At 67.5% G+C, this 15,008-nt stretch carries 12 protein-coding genes; 4 read left to right on the forward strand and 8 right to left on the reverse strand.

Annotated features, from left to right (window positions below; genetic code table 11):
* Positions 1–43 precede the first annotated feature (43 nt).
* Complete coding sequence (locus tag B9N97_RS32890; protein WP_085092034.1) at positions 44–988, forward strand: DMT family transporter; 945 nt, start codon at positions 44–46, stop codon at positions 986–988.
* Positions 989–1,002: 14 nt separating this feature from the next.
* Here B9N97_RS32890 and B9N97_RS32895 read toward each other — a convergent pair whose 3' ends face one another.
* Positions 1,003–2,721 carry a VTT domain-containing protein gene (locus tag B9N97_RS32895; protein ID WP_143266976.1) on the reverse strand — a complete coding sequence of 573 codons (1,719 nt, stop codon included), beginning with the start codon at positions 2,719–2,721 and terminating at the stop codon, positions 1,003–1,005.
* A 258-nt stretch (positions 2,722–2,979) separates the two neighbouring features.
* On the opposite strand from B9N97_RS32895, the gene B9N97_RS32905 reads away from it, so the two are divergent.
* The 3 genes from B9N97_RS32905 to B9N97_RS32915 all read left to right on the forward strand — a co-directional run bounded on the left by B9N97_RS32905 (position 2,980) and on the right by B9N97_RS32915 (position 6,666).
* Positions 2,980–4,158 (forward strand): acyl-CoA dehydrogenase, encoded by a 1,179-nt coding sequence (locus B9N97_RS32905; protein WP_085092036.1) that lies wholly within the window; start codon positions 2,980–2,982, stop codon positions 4,156–4,158.
* Between the two features lie 397 nt (positions 4,159–4,555).
* Positions 4,556–5,974, forward strand: coding sequence for a selenium-binding protein SBP56-related protein (locus tag B9N97_RS32910; protein ID WP_085092037.1), 1,419 nt, complete (start codon positions 4,556–4,558; stop codon positions 5,972–5,974).
* On the forward strand, positions 5,971–6,666 hold the full coding sequence (locus tag B9N97_RS32915) for a hypothetical protein (RefSeq protein ID WP_244561061.1): 696 nt from the start codon (positions 5,971–5,973) through the stop codon (positions 6,664–6,666). The genes B9N97_RS32910 and B9N97_RS32915 overlap by 4 nt, the downstream gene beginning before the upstream one ends.
* A gap of 15 nt (positions 6,667–6,681) precedes the next feature.
* Here the strand turns inward: B9N97_RS32915 and B9N97_RS32920 are convergent, their stop codons facing one another.
* The 7 genes from B9N97_RS32920 to ald all read right to left on the reverse strand — a co-directional run bounded on the left by B9N97_RS32920 (position 6,682) and on the right by ald (position 15,004).
* Positions 6,682–8,367: a methyl-accepting chemotaxis protein gene (locus B9N97_RS32920; RefSeq protein WP_244561062.1), complete on the reverse strand. Its 1,686-nt coding sequence runs from the start codon at positions 8,365–8,367 to the stop codon at positions 6,682–6,684.
* 383 nt (positions 8,368–8,750) lie between these two features.
* Positions 8,751–9,104: a DUF6867 family protein gene (locus tag B9N97_RS32925; RefSeq protein WP_085092039.1), complete on the reverse strand. Its 354-nt coding sequence runs from the start codon at positions 9,102–9,104 to the stop codon at positions 8,751–8,753.
* 1 nt (position 9,105) lies between these two features.
* Positions 9,106–9,816 (reverse strand): ABC transporter ATP-binding protein, encoded by a 711-nt coding sequence (locus tag B9N97_RS32930; RefSeq protein ID WP_042696422.1) that lies wholly within the window; start codon positions 9,814–9,816, stop codon positions 9,106–9,108.
* A 3-nt stretch (positions 9,817–9,819) separates the two neighbouring features.
* Positions 9,820–10,731, reverse strand: a complete 912-nt coding sequence (locus B9N97_RS32935; RefSeq protein ID WP_085092040.1) for an ABC transporter ATP-binding protein — start codon at positions 10,729–10,731, stop codon at positions 9,820–9,822.
* Positions 10,728–12,218, reverse strand: coding sequence for a high-affinity branched-chain amino acid ABC transporter permease LivM (livM, locus tag B9N97_RS32940; protein ID WP_208621355.1), 1,491 nt, complete (start codon positions 12,216–12,218; stop codon positions 10,728–10,730). The genes B9N97_RS32935 and livM overlap by 4 nt, the downstream gene beginning before the upstream one ends.
* 5 nt (positions 12,219–12,223) lie before the next feature.
* Complete coding sequence (locus B9N97_RS32945; protein WP_085092041.1) at positions 12,224–13,129, reverse strand: branched-chain amino acid ABC transporter permease; 906 nt, start codon at positions 13,127–13,129, stop codon at positions 12,224–12,226.
* A gap of 750 nt (positions 13,130–13,879) precedes the next feature.
* Entirely contained in the window at positions 13,880–15,004 is a 1,125-nt protein-coding gene (ald, locus tag B9N97_RS32955; protein WP_085092043.1) for an alanine dehydrogenase, read from the reverse strand.
* Between the last annotated feature and the right edge of the window lie 4 nt (positions 15,005–15,008).

Raw genomic sequence — 15,008 nt, forward strand, 5'->3', positions numbered from 1 at the left:
TGCGGAATTAGCATGCACCGCAACCAGAGGAGAGGAAGCGGTCGTGACGGAGGACGCGGTGAATGGCGGGCGGCGGGGAACTGGCCGCCGGACCTCCCAAACGGCTTCGGGAACCGGACCCGGTCTGACGGTCTATGCGCAGCTTGCCGGGATCGTGCTGTTCTGGGGCGCCAATTGGCCGCTGATGAAGCTGGCACTGGTCGATATCGGGCCGCTCACCTTCTGCGCCGTGCGGCTGTTCGGAACCGCGCTGAGCGTGGCGGCGATGGCGCCGGTCCTGCGCTTTCCCCTGCTGCCCCAGCGCGGCGAGCGGCTGATGCTGGCCGTCGTCGGGCTGCTTCAGGTCGCCGGCATGATGGGGCTGAGCAACCTCGGGCTGCAGTTCGTCTCGCCGGGGCGGGCGTCGGTGCTCGCCTACACCATGCAGATGTGGGCGCTGCCGCTCGGCCTGCTGCTGCTGGGCGAGCGGATCACCGGGCGGCGCGCCGCGGCGGCGGGGCTGACCTTCGCCGGGGTGGTCGTCTTCTTCAACCCGGCGCTGGTGGACTGGAGCGATGCCAACGCGCTGATCGGCAACGGCCTGCTCATCGGCTGCGCGCTCAGCTGGGCGCTGGGGGCGACGCTCTACCGCCGACGGGTCTGGCGCACGCCCTTCTGGACCCAGACCTTCTGGCAGATCGCCGCCAGCGCGCTGGTGATGGTGCCGCTGGCGCTGTCCACCGAATCGGGGCACCCGGTCCACTGGTCGGGCTCCCTGCTGGCGGTCGTCGCCTACAACTGCCTGATCGCCACCGGGCTTTGCTATTGGTGGTGGGGCAAGGCGCTGTCGGTGATGCCGGCCAGCCAGGCCGGGCAGATCGTCTGCCTGGTGCCGATCACGGCGCTGCTGCTGAGCGCGGTCTTCTACCACGAGCCGCTGAGCGCGGGCGTGCTGGCGAGCGTGGCGATGATCGCCGGCGGCATCGTCCTGTCGGCGCGGGCGCGCTGAGCGGCTTCGGTCGTTCAGTTGGAGGCGGGATAGAGCGGCAGGAGGTTCTGCTGTCGGCGCTGGTAGCGGACCAGCTCCAGCGCGCCCAGCGGCCGGGCACCCTGCGCCCGGCAGGCGGCGGCGACCTCGAACATCAGGGCCTGCTGGTGGAACAGGGTGGCGTAGGCGTCGCCCAGCCTGAATTCCGGATCCCACATGTGGATGGCCTCCGCCCCGGCGCCATTCACCTCGATGATGCGGAATTCCTCGCCCACCGCCAGCCGCTCCACCGAGGCGAAGCGGACGTCGAAGCGGCCGAAATGGAAGCCCGGCATCTCGTCGGCGATCTCGTCGAAACGGGCGGTCAGCGTCGCCGTGACATGGCCGCAGGCGTCCTTGTAGAGGCCGCCGACCCGGCTGCTGCCGACCAGCGACAGCCGCACCGTGCGGCCCGCCTCCGGCACCTCGTCCAGCCGGTCGGCCAGCGCCTCGTGATGGAGGTCGGACTTCCAGGAGGCGCGCGGGTCGGCGGCGATCAGCTGGCGCAGGGTGGAGCGGCCGTCGCCGACCACATGCGGGTAATAGCGGAAGGTCATGGAGAAGATGCGCCCGTGCCGCTCCCCCGGCTTGCGGACATAGAAGATGCCGGCCTCGCCAGCGTAAGCCACATGCTCCTGCAGGATCAGCCGGGCGTCGGCCGGGAAGCCGCGGAGATAGGCGTGGAGGTCGGCGCTGTCGCGCACCAGACGCACGCCGATGCCGCGCCAGCCGATGTCGGGCTTGGCGACCAGCGGGAAGGACAGGCCGGCGCCGGACGCCAGCGTGTCCAACGCGGCCGGGGTCAGCGACGGGTAGTTGGCCAGGGCAACGGACCGTGCGGCCCAGCGCCGCGCCGCCGGCCCGATCAGGTCCATGCAGGCGATCTTCGACTCGCCGAGCAGCCCGCCGGCCTCGATCGACGGGTTGGCTGCGGTCGGCAGGGTCAGGCTGCGGTGGCGGACGCCCAGCGCGAACCACTGCGCCACCAGCGGGATGTAGAACAGCAGCGGCGGGATGCGCTCCGCCCAGCCGATGGTGGGGGCGCCGGCCGGCACCACCGGCAGGCCGGGCAGGGCGATGGCGCGCGGGGTCGGGCTGCCATGCAGCGCATTGCGCAGGGCGGCCGGCAGTTGCGGCTCCAGCGTCGCCCGGGCGTGGGCGAACAGCGCGCCGGCGATGGTGCGGGCGCGCCGCGTGCGCAGGAGCACCAGCGCCGCCGCGCAGCCGATGCCGATCACCTGGACCTGCACCGCCGCCGCCTCCAGCGACGAGGTCATCAGCGTCAGCAGCAGCCCGACATGCACGCCGGCGGTCGCCAGGGTGATGGCGACGAAGCGCAGGAACGGCACCCGCATCACGCCGCAGGCGAAATAGGTCGGGAACAAGACGCCGGGAACCAGCCGGCAAGTCACCAGCGTCGGCAGAAGGTTTTTCTGCAAGGCGCCACGGCAGCGCTCAAGCATCGGCCCTTCGGTCCGCCGCCTGATCCATGTGACCCGCAGCGACAATAGTCCGAGGACATAAATGAACAGGTCGCCGATAACGATTCCACACAGCAGCGTGAAGGCAGTCACGCCAATGCTGACGGTGCCGACGCTGACAAGGCTCGCACCCGCTGCAATCGCAACGTCTTCGTGCAGAAGGGTCAGCAAAGCAAGGCCCAGCAACAGGGGAAAACCGGCGAGGGCGGTTATTGGTTGCAATGCAGCAAACACGGGCGGGATGTCCGTTGGGAGGGGGGCGGCTACGGTGCCGCCGGCAAAATTGCATAGGAAAAGGTAAGCTTCACGTTAAAACTTTTGTAGAACCGTGCGGCATAGCGACTGTTTTCTTTGATCCATATCGAAACAGTATGGGCATGATAGAAAATATGTGTTTGCAGCTATGGCGCCGGCGCGGCACAGTGCGTCCCAATAAACGGCCGGCCAAATGACCGCCGACGGCCGAACCGCCACCCGACCAGGAGACGCACCGTGCAGAGCATCCAGTGGGACGACGCCTTCCTCCTTGAAGCCCAGCTGACCGAGGATGAGAAGCTGGTGCGCGACAGCGCCCGCGCCTACTGCCAGGACCGGCTGCAGCCGCGCGTCATCTCCGCCTTCCGCGAGGAGCGGTTCGACCGCGAGATCATGACCGAGATGGGCGAGCTGGGCCTGCTGGGTCCGACCATCCCGGAGGAGTATGGCGGGCCGGGCGTCAGCCACGTCGCCTACGGGCTGGTCGCCCGCGAGGTGGAGCGGGTGGACAGCGGCTATCGCTCGGCGATGTCGGTGCAGTCGTCGCTGGTCATGCACCCGATCTACGCCTATGGCAGCGAAGAGCAGAAGAAGAAGTGGCTGCCGCGTCTGGCCACTGGCGAGCTGGTCGGCTGCTTCGGCCTGACCGAGCCGGACCACGGTTCCGACCCCGGCGGCATGAAGACCCGCGCAACCAAGGTCGACGGCGGCTATCTGCTGTCGGGCTCCAAGATGTGGATCACCAACTCCCCCATCGCCGACCTCGCCGTCGTCTGGGCGAAGTCGGAGGCCCATGACAACAAGATCAAGGGCTTCGTGGTCGAGCGCGGGACCAAGGGCTTCTCCACCCCGAAGATCGAGGGCAAGCTGTCGCTGCGCTCGTCGGTCACCGGCGAGATCGTGCTGGACGAGGCCTTCGTGCCGGAAGAGAACCTGCTGCCCAATGCGTCCGGTCTCGGCGGGCCGTTCGGCTGCCTGAACAAGGCGCGCTACGGCATCGCCTGGGGCGTGATGGGCGCGGCGGAGTTCTGCTGGCACGCCGCCCGCCAGTACACGATGGACCGCAAGCAGTTCGGCCGCCCGCTGGCCCAGACCCAGCTGGTGCAGAAGAAGCTGGCCGACATGATGACGGAGATCACGCTGGGGCTGCAGGCCTGCCTGCGTGTCGGCCGCATGATGGACGACGGCAGCTGGTCGCCGGAGGCGATCTCGCTGATCAAGCGCAACAATTGCGGCAAGGCGCTGGACATCGCCCGCGTCGCCCGCGACATGCACGGCGGCAACGGCATCTCCGAAGAATTCCAGGTCATCCGCCACATGGTGAACCTGGAGACGGTGAACACCTACGAAGGCACCCACGACGTCCACGCCCTGATCCTGGGCCGGGCGCAGACGGGCCTGCAGGCGTTCTTCTAAGCGGGACGTCCATCCCCTTTCCCGCCTCTCGTGCCAACGCATGCGTTGCCGGCGGCATCGGGCGGATCGCAGATCCGTCCGGTGCCGGGGAGAGAAGGGGAGCCAGCGTGATGCGGCGAAAGCATGGGGACCTTTCGGGAATCGGTGTGGTTGCGGATTCCCGGAGTAAGCCCCTCTTTTCAGCTGACGCCGGCTTCCTTTGTCCCGAGGCGGGAATTTTTCTACTGTGTGCCGGGCGTTCCAGAGGACTCAGCCGGGTCCTCCCAAAAGCTACTTCAGAATTGGGGTGATTGTCGGCGCGGTATATAGACAATCCACTCCCTTTTCTTTCGCTGTCGTCTGTCAAGGCTGAGGTATTCTTTCCAATTCGGCGCATGCCGATTTGGGAGGAATTTCCATGGCAACCTGGACTCCTGATCCCAGTTTCTACCCCTCGCCACGCATGGCGATGCAGGCTCCTTCGGAACGGCTGGCCTATGTGGCGATGCTGAATGTCGGAGGGGGGCCGGATGCGCTGGGGGTGGTCGATGTCGATCCATCCTCGGCCAGCTTCGGCCGGCTCCTCCGGCGGGTCGACATGCCGAATGTCGGCGACGAGCTGCACCATTTCGGCTGGAACGCCTGCAGTTCCGCCCTGTGCCCCTACGCCCCGCATCCGCATGTCGAGCGGCGATATCTGATCGTGCCCGGGCTGCGGTCGTCGCGCATCCACATTCTGGACACCAAGCCCGATCCGGCCAGCCCGAAGATCGTCAAGGTCATCGAGCCGGGGGAACTCGCGGCCCGCGCCAATTACTCCCGCCCGCACACGCTGCATTGCGGACCCGAAGGCATCTATGTCAGCGCGCTCGGCAACGGGAAGGGCGATGGCGGCGGGCCGGGCGGCGTCTTCCTGATGGACCACGATACCTTCGAGGTGCTCGGCCAGTGGGAGATCGACCGCGGCCCGCAGTTCCTGGCCTATGACGTCTGGTGGCATCTCGGCCAGGACACGCTGATCACCAGCGAATGGGGCACGCCCGACATGATCGAGGACGGGCTGAACCCCGAACTGCTGCTCGGCGCGAAATACGGCCATCAGGTCCATTTCTGGGATCTGCGCGACCGCCGGCACCGGCAGACCATCGATTTGGGGCCGGAATACCAGCTGGCGCTGGAACTGCGGCCGGCCCACGACCCGACCAGGGCCCATGGGTTCATGAACGCCGTGGTCAACCTGTCGGACCTGTCCTCGTCGATCTGGCTCTGGCATCGCGAGACCGCCGGGAACGGTGACGGCCGGTGGGCCATGCGGAAGGTGATCGACATCCCGGCCGAGCCGGCGGACCCGGATCTGCTGCCGCCGATGCTCAAGGGCTTCAAGGCGGTGCCGCCGCTCGTCACCGACATCGACCTGTCGCTGGACGACCGCTGGCTCTACGTGTCCTGCTGGGGCACGGGGGAGATGCGGCGGTACGACGTGTCCGATCCGTTCCAGCCCAGGCTGACCAGCTCGGTGCGGTTGGGAGGGATCGTCGGGCGCAGCGGCCATCCCGGCGGCGATGCCGGTGGCGGCGCCCTCAACGGTGGTCCGCAGATGGTCGAGGTCAGCCGCGACGGCAAGCGGGTCTACTTCACCAATTCGCTGTACCGGAGCTGGGACGACCAGTTCTATCCGGACGGCATCAAGAGTTGGATGGTCAAGCTCGATGCCGACCCGGATGGTGGCCTGACCATCGACGAGCGGTTCTTCCTGCGCTTCGACGACGAGTTCCGCGGTCACCAGATCCGGCTGGAGGGCGGCGACGCCTCTTCGGATTCCTACTGCTATCCATGACCGCCGCCCGAGGGACCATCACCATGGACGACCCTTGGCAATGGCTGGCGCTGGCGGGGCTCGGCGCCTTCCATGGAGTAAACCCGGCGATGGGATGGCTCTTCGCCGTGGCGCTGGGCCTTCAGGAGGGGCGGCGGGGCGCCGTCATCAGGGCTCTGCCCCCCATCGCGCTGGGCCATGCCCTGTCGGTGCTGGTGGTGGTGGCGGGCTTCGCCATCCTGCAGCTGGTCGTCACGACGGCCCCGCTGAGGCTGGTCACGCCTGCCCTCCTGATCGGTTTCGGCCTCTACCGGCTGGTGCGCGGATACCGCCACCGGCTGCGGGTCGGCATGCGCACCGGCTTTGCCGGGCTGACGCTCTGGTCCTTCCTGATGGCGTCGGCCCACGGAGCCGGGCTGATGATCCTGCCCCTGCTGCTGGGCATGCTGGCGCCGGCGCAATTGATGGCGCTGTCCCTGTGCGGTCCGGGGGCGGAGATGACCGGCCCGGTCGCCGCACTTGGATCGGCGGCGGCCGGGCTGGCTGTGGTTCTGGTGCATATGGCGGCGATGCTGGCGGTGATCGCCGTCATCGGGCTGGCGGTCTTCGAAACCGTCGGGCTCGGCATCCTGCGCCGCGGCTGGGTGAATTTCGATCTGCTGTGGGCGGGCGCCCTGATCGGCACCGGAGCGGGGTTCCTGCTGCTGGGGTGAGTTCCGTCAGGGAACTCACGCCGCCCTCACATCTCCGGTCGCCTGCTGGCGGACCTCCGCCAGGAAGCGGTCGACCTCGGATGCCAGCGCGCGGGTCTGGCCGGACAGGCCGCGGGCGGCGTCCTGAACGCCCAGCGCGGTACTGCCGGCACTTTCCGCCGTGTGGGCCAGCGCGGCGATGGTCGCCGATACGTCCTGGGTGCCAAGTGCAGCCATCTCCACCGCCCGCGCGATCTCCTGGGTGGCGGAGTTCTGTTCCTGCACCGACTGAGTGATGGTGCCGGAAATGCCGTCGATCTCGGTGATGGTGCTGCCGATGGTGCCGATGGCCTCGGCGGCTTCGCGGGTCACCGACTGCATGGCGTTGACCTGGGCGGCGATCTCGTCGGTGGCCTTGGCGGTCTGGTCGGCCAGCCCCTTCACCTCGGTCGCCACGACTGCAAAGCCTTTTCCGGCCTCCCCCGCACGCGCCGCCTCTATGGTGGCGTTCAGCGCCAAGAGGTTGGTCTGCTTGGCGATGGCGTGGATCAGCCCGACCACCTGACCGATGCGCTCGGCATTGGCGATCAGCCCCTGGACGGTGGCGTTGGTGCGGTCGGCGTGGGACACCGCCTCGCCGGCGATGCGGGCGGAATGGCCGACCTGTTCGGTGATGCCGCCGATGGAGCTGGCGAGTTCGGTCGCCGCCGCCGCGGCGGAGCGGACGTTGGATTGGATGTCGTCGGATTCGCGGGCGACGTTGCGGGTCTGGCTGGACGCCTCGCCCACCACCATCGCCATGCGGTCGGCGCTGTCGGCCATGCCGGCGGCCGATTCGGCGATGCCCTCCACCAGGCGCTTCACCGTGCCCTGGAAGCGGTCGGCGAGGTCGAGCAATGCTGCGCGCTTGGCCTCCTCCGCCCTGGCGTCGGCCTCGGCTTGCGCGGCGTGCATGCGCGCGATGGCGCGGGCGTTGTCGCGGAAGACGGTGACCGAGCCGGCCATGGCGCCGATCTCGTCGGAGCGGCCGTTGCCGGGCACCTCGACCGCGGTGTCGCCGTCGGCCAGCTTCGCCATCGCCGCCGACATGGCACGCAAGGGGCGGATGACGATGCGGCCGAGCATGACGTTCAGCAGGACGATCTGCACCACCAGCGCGATCAGGCAGATGGCGATCTGGTTGCGCATCTGGGCGGCGATGGCGTCGATCTGCTGGTCCAGGCTCCAGGCGATCTGCAGGGCGCCGACCAGCCGGTTGCTCTTGCCGGTCACCACCGGCACCGTCACCACGATGTGGCCCTTGGCCGAGCGGGTCTGCGCCCCCTTGCCGGCCAGCACCGCCTCGACCAGATCCTGGTCGGCCTTCAGGTCGTACTTGGCGAAGCGCGGGTTGGAGAAGTCGGCCAGCGTGTCTGAGGACGTCGCGGCGCGCAGCGAGGCGAGTTGAACCTCGTGGCTGTCGGCCAGCGGCATGAACTCCGTCTCGATGGAGGCGCCGTCGCTGGCGATGAAGCTGGTCTTGGTGGCGTTCGCCAGCATGTCCGTCTTGACGCGGGCGTCGTGCGTGGCCAGCCGCACCGCGTCGTCATACTGCATCTTGGCCTGCAGCCCCATGATGACGATGAAGCCGCCGACGATGGCCGCGACGAAGGCCGCCGTCACCTTCCGCCCGACGCTCCAGAACCGACGCGGCCGGGATGCGGCCGCCTTGTCCACTGCCATGCTCTTGCCCCTTCCCATGCCGCCTTCGCGTCGCATCGCCCATCAACGCATGACCCGTCAAGGCATGACGGATCAGCCGCCGGAAAGACCGGCGTTTGCTGTCGAAGCGTCAACGAATTGCAAAATTTAAATGGTATTGTAACGGAACGTCATGGTCTGCGCCATGATCTTCTTCTCTGACCTTCGGATGATTGCCAGTTGTCACAGCAATCAAAAAGTCGCGGGCCGACTCGGCCAAAGTGAAGATGCCGCCGTTTCGTTGACGGAACGGCGCCTTTCCACGCCGGATATATCGCCAATCCGGCTTCTGTTCTTTTGATTGTGCGTTATCCTGGGGTGTCCGGGCACCAATGGGAACCGGGACACCCCAGGATCATAGCGTCTCAGCCGCGGGCCGGATTGCGCTCCCGCCAGCCGAACGGGCCAGCGGTCTCATAGAGCCATGGATACTGGTTGACCATGCGCCTTGCGATGGCGATGCGGTGCGCGGTCAGCGTGATGATGGCGAGCACCACCGTATGGACGATGAAGCCCCACAGCGACAGCAGTTCCTCGCCGAACAGGCCCCAGGCCAGGAAGCGGTCGCCCACCCCCAGCAGCAGCGAATAGGCCAGAACGTTCGACACCGGCTTCCAGCCCTCCGCCAGCGTCTGCCCGGTCAGCACGCCGCAGCCGCCGAACACCAGAAGCGTCAGGAACAGGAAGACCGGAAGCGAAGAGCCAAGGATCGTCTCCATCTCAGTGACCCCCTTCCAGATAAGCCGACCGCACCTCCGGATCGGCCAGAAGCTGCGCCCCCGTCCCAGTCATCGTGATCTTCCCCGTCACCATCACATAGGCCCGGTGCGCCAACTTCAGCGCGTGGAAGGCGTTCTGCTCCACCATGAACACCGTCATCTTCTGTTCCCGGTTGATCTCCTGGATCACCTGGAAGATCTGCTTCACGATCAGCGGCGCCAGACCCAGCGAGGGCTCGTCCAGCAGCAGCAAACGCGGCTGGCTCATCAGCGCGCGGCCGATCGCCAGCATCTGCTGCTCGCCGCCCGACATCGTGCCGGCGCGCTGGTTGATGCGCTCCTTCAGGCGCGGGAACAGCGTCAGCACCCGCTCCAGCTCACGGTCGAAGCTGCCGGGCTGGGCGACGATGGAGCCCATCTGCAAATTCTCCAGCACCGTCATGCGCGGGAAAATGCGCCGGCCTTCCGGAGACTGCGCGATGCCGCGCCGCACGATCTCGTGGGTGGGGAGGTCGGTGATGTCCTCGCCCTCGAAGAACACCCGGCCCTGGCGCGCCCGCGGGCTGCCGCAGATCGTCATCAGCAGCGTCGACTTGCCGGCCCCGTTGGCGCCGATCAGCGAGACGATCTCGCCGGCGCCGATCTCGATGTCGATGCCCTTCAGCGCCTCGATGGCGCCGTAGAAGGTGTGGACGCCCGATACCTTCAGCATGGCTCAGGCCCCCTTCTGGTTGGTGGTGGGGGCGAGGTTCAGGTCGGCGGCGACCTCCGGCGGCAGGGCTTCGTCCTCGTCCTCGCCGAGGTAGGCGCGGATCACCGCCGGGTCGTTCTTCACATGCTCCGGATCGCCGTCGGAAATCTTCCGGCCATAGTCCAGCACCACCACATGGTCGGAAATGCGCATCACCACGCTCATGTCATGCTCGATCAGCAGAACGCCGGTCCGGTGGCCCTGCGGGGTCTGCACATCACGGATGAAGGTCAGGATCTCGGCCAGTTCGCCCGACTCGCGCGGGTTCAGGCCGGCCGCCGGCTCGTCCAGGCACAGCAGCACCGGCTCGGTGCACATGGCCCGGGCGATCTCCAGCCGGCGCTGGGCGCCGTAGGGCAGGTTGCCGGCCTCCCAGTCGGCGAACTCGGTCAGCCGCACCCGGTCCAGCCAGTATTTCGCCAGCTCCACCGCCTCATGCTCGGCCTTGCGGAAGCCCGGCAGGCCCAGCAGCCCGCCGATGGCGAAGCCCGACGCCCGCATCAGCTTGTTGTGCTGGGCGACGATCAGGTTCTCCAGAACGCTCATGCCGCTGAACAGCCGAATGTTCTGGAAGGTGCGCGCCACGCCGGCCAGCTGGGCGATGCGGTAGCCCGGCATCCGCTCCAGCAGGAACTCCTTGCCCGCCGGGTGGCGCAGCGTCAGCCGCCCCACCGTGGGGGTGTAGAAGCCGGTGACGCAGTTGAACAGCGTCGTCTTGCCGGCGCCGTTCGGGCCGATCAGCGCGGTGATCTCGCCCGCCCGCGCCTCGAAGGACACGTCGTTGTTCGCCACCAGACCGCCGAAGCGCATGGTCAGGTGTTCGACGCTCAGCAAAGGCTTGTCGTTCATCGTGGTGTGGGGCATCACGGCGCTCATTTCGCGGCTCCCGTCGCGGCGGGGGGCTTGCCGCCATGCAGGAGGATGGTCGGGTCGCGGTGGGCCAGCAGGCCGCGCGGACGCCACAGCATGATCACCACCATGCCGGCGCCGAAGGCCAGCATGCGGTAGTCGGCCAACTCGCGGAACGCCTCCGGCAGGCCGATCACCAGCAGCGTGGCCACCACCACGCCGATCTGGCTGCCCATGCCGCCCAGCACCACGATGGCCAGGATGATCGCCGACTCGATGAAGGTGAAGCTCTCCGGGCTGATGAAGCCCTGGCGCGTGGCGAAGAAGGAGCCGGCGAAGCCGCCGAACATCGCCGCGATGGCGAAGGCCGCCAGCTTCATGTTGGTGCGGTTGATGCCGAGCGAGGCGCAGGCGATGTCGTCCTCGCGCAGGGCCTCCCAGGCCCGGCCCAGCGGCAGCTTGCGCACCCGCAGCGTGAACAGGTTCACCACAAGGGCCAAGGCCAGGATGAGGTAGTAGAGGAAGACGATGCGGTGGAGCGGCGAGAACTCCAGCCCGAACAGCTCGTGGAAGGCGGCCATGCCCTCGGCCGGCGTGCGGGAGAAGTCGGCGATGCCGAAGAAGCTCGGCCGCGGAATGCCGGAGATGCCGTTGGGGCCGCCGGTGAACTGGTACCAGTTCACCAGGATGATGCGGATGATCTCGCCGAAGCCCAAGGTCACGATGGCGAAATAGTCGCCGCGCAGACGCAGCACCGGGAAGCCCAGCAGCACGCCGGAACAGGCGGCGAGCAATCCCGCCAGCGGCAGGCATACCCAGAAGCTGAGGCCGAAGTAATGGGCCAGCAGCGCGTAGGAATAGGCGCCGACGGCGTAGAAGGCGACATAGCCGAGGTCGAGCAGGCCGGCGAGGCCGACCACGATGTTCAGGCCCCAGCCCAGCATGATGTAGGTCAGCAGCAGGATGCCGATGTCCAGGATCATGCGGTCGGCCAGCGGGGTGAAGGGCAGCACGACGGCGAAGGCGACGGCGACCGGGCCGATGTATTTGCTGGCGTGCTGCACCTTGGCGGCGATGCGGTCCATGCGGCGGTCGCGGTCGGCCTGGCTCAGCTTGGAGCGGCCGGTGGCCACCGTCATGGCGGCGCGGAGCGCAATGACGCCGCCGCCCAGCACCAGCACCAGGCGCAGCACCTGGGTCGGCATTGGCAGCACCAGCCCGACGCCGGCGCAAATGAGTGCCAGGATCAGCACCGGCATGGCCATGCCCTGGCGGATCAGCCCGAGGCCGAGGCGGCCGAGGAAGACCAGCAGGATGGAGGCGACGACCTCCTCCGGCCGGGCTTCGATGCCCAGCCCGGTGGGGCGGTCGACGGTGCGCAGGCCGACCAGCGGCACGGTCAGCAGCAAGGCGACGAAGGCGGCCAGCCCGGCGTCCTTGATGGTGGCGGCCCAATCGACGCCGCGCGCCTTGATGCTCCCGGCGGAGGAGACGGTGTTGGAATGGGTGGTCATGGCGCTTACACCTTCTCGATCTCGGGCCGGCCGAGCAGGCCGGTGGGCCGGAAGATCAGGACGAGGACGAGGATGGAGAAGGTTGCGACGTCCTTCCATTCGGAGCCGACATAGCCCGACCAGAAGGCCTCGATCAGGCCGATGACCACGCCGCCGAGCATGGCGCCGGGCAGCGAGCCGACGCCGCCGAGCACGGCTGCGGTGAAGCTTTTCACGCCGGCGAGGAAGCCGATGTAGAAGTCGATGACGCCATAGATCAGCAGCACCATCATGCCGGCGACGGCGGCGAGCGCCGCGCCCATGACGAAGGTCAGCGAGATGACGCGGTCGACGTTGACGCCGAGCAATCCTGCCATCTTCTTGTCCTGCTCGCAGGCACGCTGGGCGCGGCCGAGAGAGGTGCGGTTGATCAGGATGGTGAAGCCGACCATCAGGACCAGGGTGATGATGATGGTGGCGAGGCGCACGTAGCTGACGGAGACGGCGCCGTCCATCAGGGTGAGGTTGCCGGGGAGGATGGGCTGCAGCGGCTTGGAGCGGGCGCCCTGGAGGATCTGGATGTAGTTCTGCAGGAAGATCGACATGCCGATGGCGGAGATCAGCGGCGCCAGCCGGGGCGAGGAGCGCAGGGGCCGGTAGGCGATGCGCTCCACCGTCCAGCCATAGACGCTGGTGAACAGCATGGAGGCGACCAGCATGATCAGCAGCGCCAGCGGCACCCAGGTGACGCCGAGCGCGCCGATGGCCAGGAAGGTGATCAGCGCCACGAAGGCACCGATCATGTAAATCTCGCCATGGGCGAAGTTGATCATCCCGATGATGCCGTACACCATCGTGTAGCCGATCGCGATCAGGCCGTAAATCGCCCCAAGCGACAAGCCGTTGATCAATTGCTGTATGAAATAATCCATCAGACAGGCTTCTCCCACTCTCCCAGGACACCGATTAGGCAGGCACGCGAGACTTGGTGCTCGAGTTTTTGAATTAAGCCGTGTGCGGCAGCAGGGTTCCGATCCGGATGAACGGGGGAGAACATCCAGGACCGAGGCAGGGGACGCTTGGAACCCCGCCGCCGCACCCGGTTCTTGCCGAAGCCCCGCCGGATGCGGGATCCGGCGGGGCTTCGGGCGAATTCTTTATCGGGGACCGCCGCGCGGCGGCATGTAGCGGGCCGGAATCGTCCGGCGGCCCCGGATCGGGCCTTCCGTCATCCGGATATGCGACGACAGCGCGGGGGTGCGGTTCTGCACCCGAGCGGCGTTCCGTCGTTCGACCATAGCCAACAGCTCCCACTTGCGCGGCACGGCCTGCGGCCGTGGCGTCCCCACCGGCATCGCTGCCGGACATCCTGTTTGTGAATCTCGGCTCAGATCGGACGGAATGACCGCCCGATCCGCACCAGTCGGCGAGAGGCGCCGCGCCTTACCCTGTTCAAAACTGTTCTTTGTCTTCAGCCCCGGCACTTAGGTGCCGGTTGCGTATGCTGTCGGTTTTCTTGACACAGACAGGTAATGCAACTTGATCAGTAGGCGCAACACTCTCTTTCCGATGGGCGAAAAAAACAACAATCGTTCTGAACGCTTTGATCTGTTCCGATGAAAATTTCCCCGACCTGTGGGCGTGGGAAACTTCGTTCAGTTTCTTGTCAACAGCTGTTCACATCATCCGCCGACCAGATCGCGGGGGTCGGTGAAGGGCTGTCCCAGGGCCTCGGCGACCGCCCGATAGGTCAGCCGGCCGGCCTGGACGTTCAGCCCGGCCAGCAGGTGCGGATCCTCGGCCAGCGCCCGTTTCCACCCTTTGCCGGCCAGCGCCTGGACGAAGGGCAGGGTGGCATGGTTCAGCGCCTCCGTGCTGGTGCGGGCGACGGCGCCCGGCATGTTGGCGACGCAATAGTGGACGACGCCGTCCACCACATAGGTCGGGTCGGAATGGGTGGTGGCGTGGCTGGTCTCGAAACAGCCGCCCTGGTCGATGGCGACGTCCACCAGCACCGACCCGCGGCGCATGCCGGACAACTGGTCGCGGCGCACCAGCTTCGGCGCGGCGGCCCCCGGCACCAGCACGGCGCCGACCACCAGATCGGCGTCGGCGACCAGCCGGTCGAGCGCGTCGGCGGAGGCATAGACCGTCTTCAGCCGCGGCCCGAACAGGTCGTCGAGCTGGGCCAGCCGCGGCACGGAGCGGTCGGCGATGGTGACGTCGGCGCCCAGCCCCATCGCCATGCGGGCGGCGTTGGTGCCGACCACGCCGCCGCCGATGACCAGCACCTTGCCGGGCAGCACGCCGGGCACGCCGCCGAGCAGGATGCCGGAGCCGCCGTTGCTCTTCTGCAAGGCGACGGCGCCGACCTGGATCGCCATGCGGCCGGCGATCTCCGACATCGGCGCCAGCAGCGGCAGGCGGCCGGCGCGGTCGGTGACCGTCTCATAGGCGATGGCGGTGCAGCCGCTTTCCATCAGCAGCCGGGCCTGTTCGGGATCGGGGGCGAGGTGCAGGTAGGTGAACAGCACCTGATCCGGGCGCAGCCTGCGACATTCCGCCGGCTGCGGTTCCTTGACCTTCACGATAAGCTCGGCCTTCGCGAAGACCTCCTCGGCGGAGCCGGCAATCTCGGCCCCCGCCGCGCGGTAGGCCTCGTCGGAAAAGCCGATCTCGGCACCGGCGCCGCTCTGCACCAGCAGGGCATGGCCGTCCGCCGCCAGTTCGCGGACCGAGGCCGGGGTCAACCCGACGCGGTACTCGTGGTTCTTGATTTCCTTGGGAACGCCGATGCGCGTGACCATGCGA

This window comes from Azospirillum oryzae (assembly GCF_900177515.1).
Taxonomy (GTDB): domain Bacteria; phylum Pseudomonadota; class Alphaproteobacteria; order Azospirillales; family Azospirillaceae; genus Azospirillum; species Azospirillum oryzae_A.

Bases quoted from the DNA above. Each gene is read 5' to 3' on its own strand.
- B9N97_RS32920 (WP_244561062.1), bottom strand. From the start codon at position 8,367: ATGGCAGTGGACAAGGCGGCCGCATCCCGGCCGCGTCGGTTCTGGAGC.
- B9N97_RS32935 (WP_085092040.1), bottom strand. From the start codon at position 10,731: ATGAGCGCCGTGATGCCCCACACCACGATGAACGACAAGCCTTTGCTG.
- livM (WP_208621355.1), bottom strand. From the start codon at position 12,218: ATGACCACCCATTCCAACACCGTCTCCTCCGCCGGGAGCATCAAGGCG.
- ald (WP_085092043.1), bottom strand. From the start codon at position 15,004: ATGGTCACGCGCATCGGCGTTCCCAAGGAAATCAAGAACCACGAGTAC.
- B9N97_RS32915 (WP_244561061.1), top strand. From the start codon at position 5,971: ATGACCGCCGCCCGAGGGACCATCACCATGGACGACCCTTGGCAATGG.
- B9N97_RS32930 (WP_042696422.1), bottom strand. From the start codon at position 9,816: ATGCTGAAGGTATCGGGCGTCCACACCTTCTACGGCGCCATCGAGGCG.
- B9N97_RS32945 (WP_085092041.1), bottom strand. From the start codon at position 13,129: ATGGATTATTTCATACAGCAATTGATCAACGGCTTGTCGCTTGGGGCG.
- B9N97_RS32910 (WP_085092037.1), top strand. From the start codon at position 4,556: ATGGCAACCTGGACTCCTGATCCCAGTTTCTACCCCTCGCCACGCATG.
- B9N97_RS32925 (WP_085092039.1), bottom strand. From the start codon at position 9,104: ATGGAGACGATCCTTGGCTCTTCGCTTCCGGTCTTCCTGTTCCTGACG.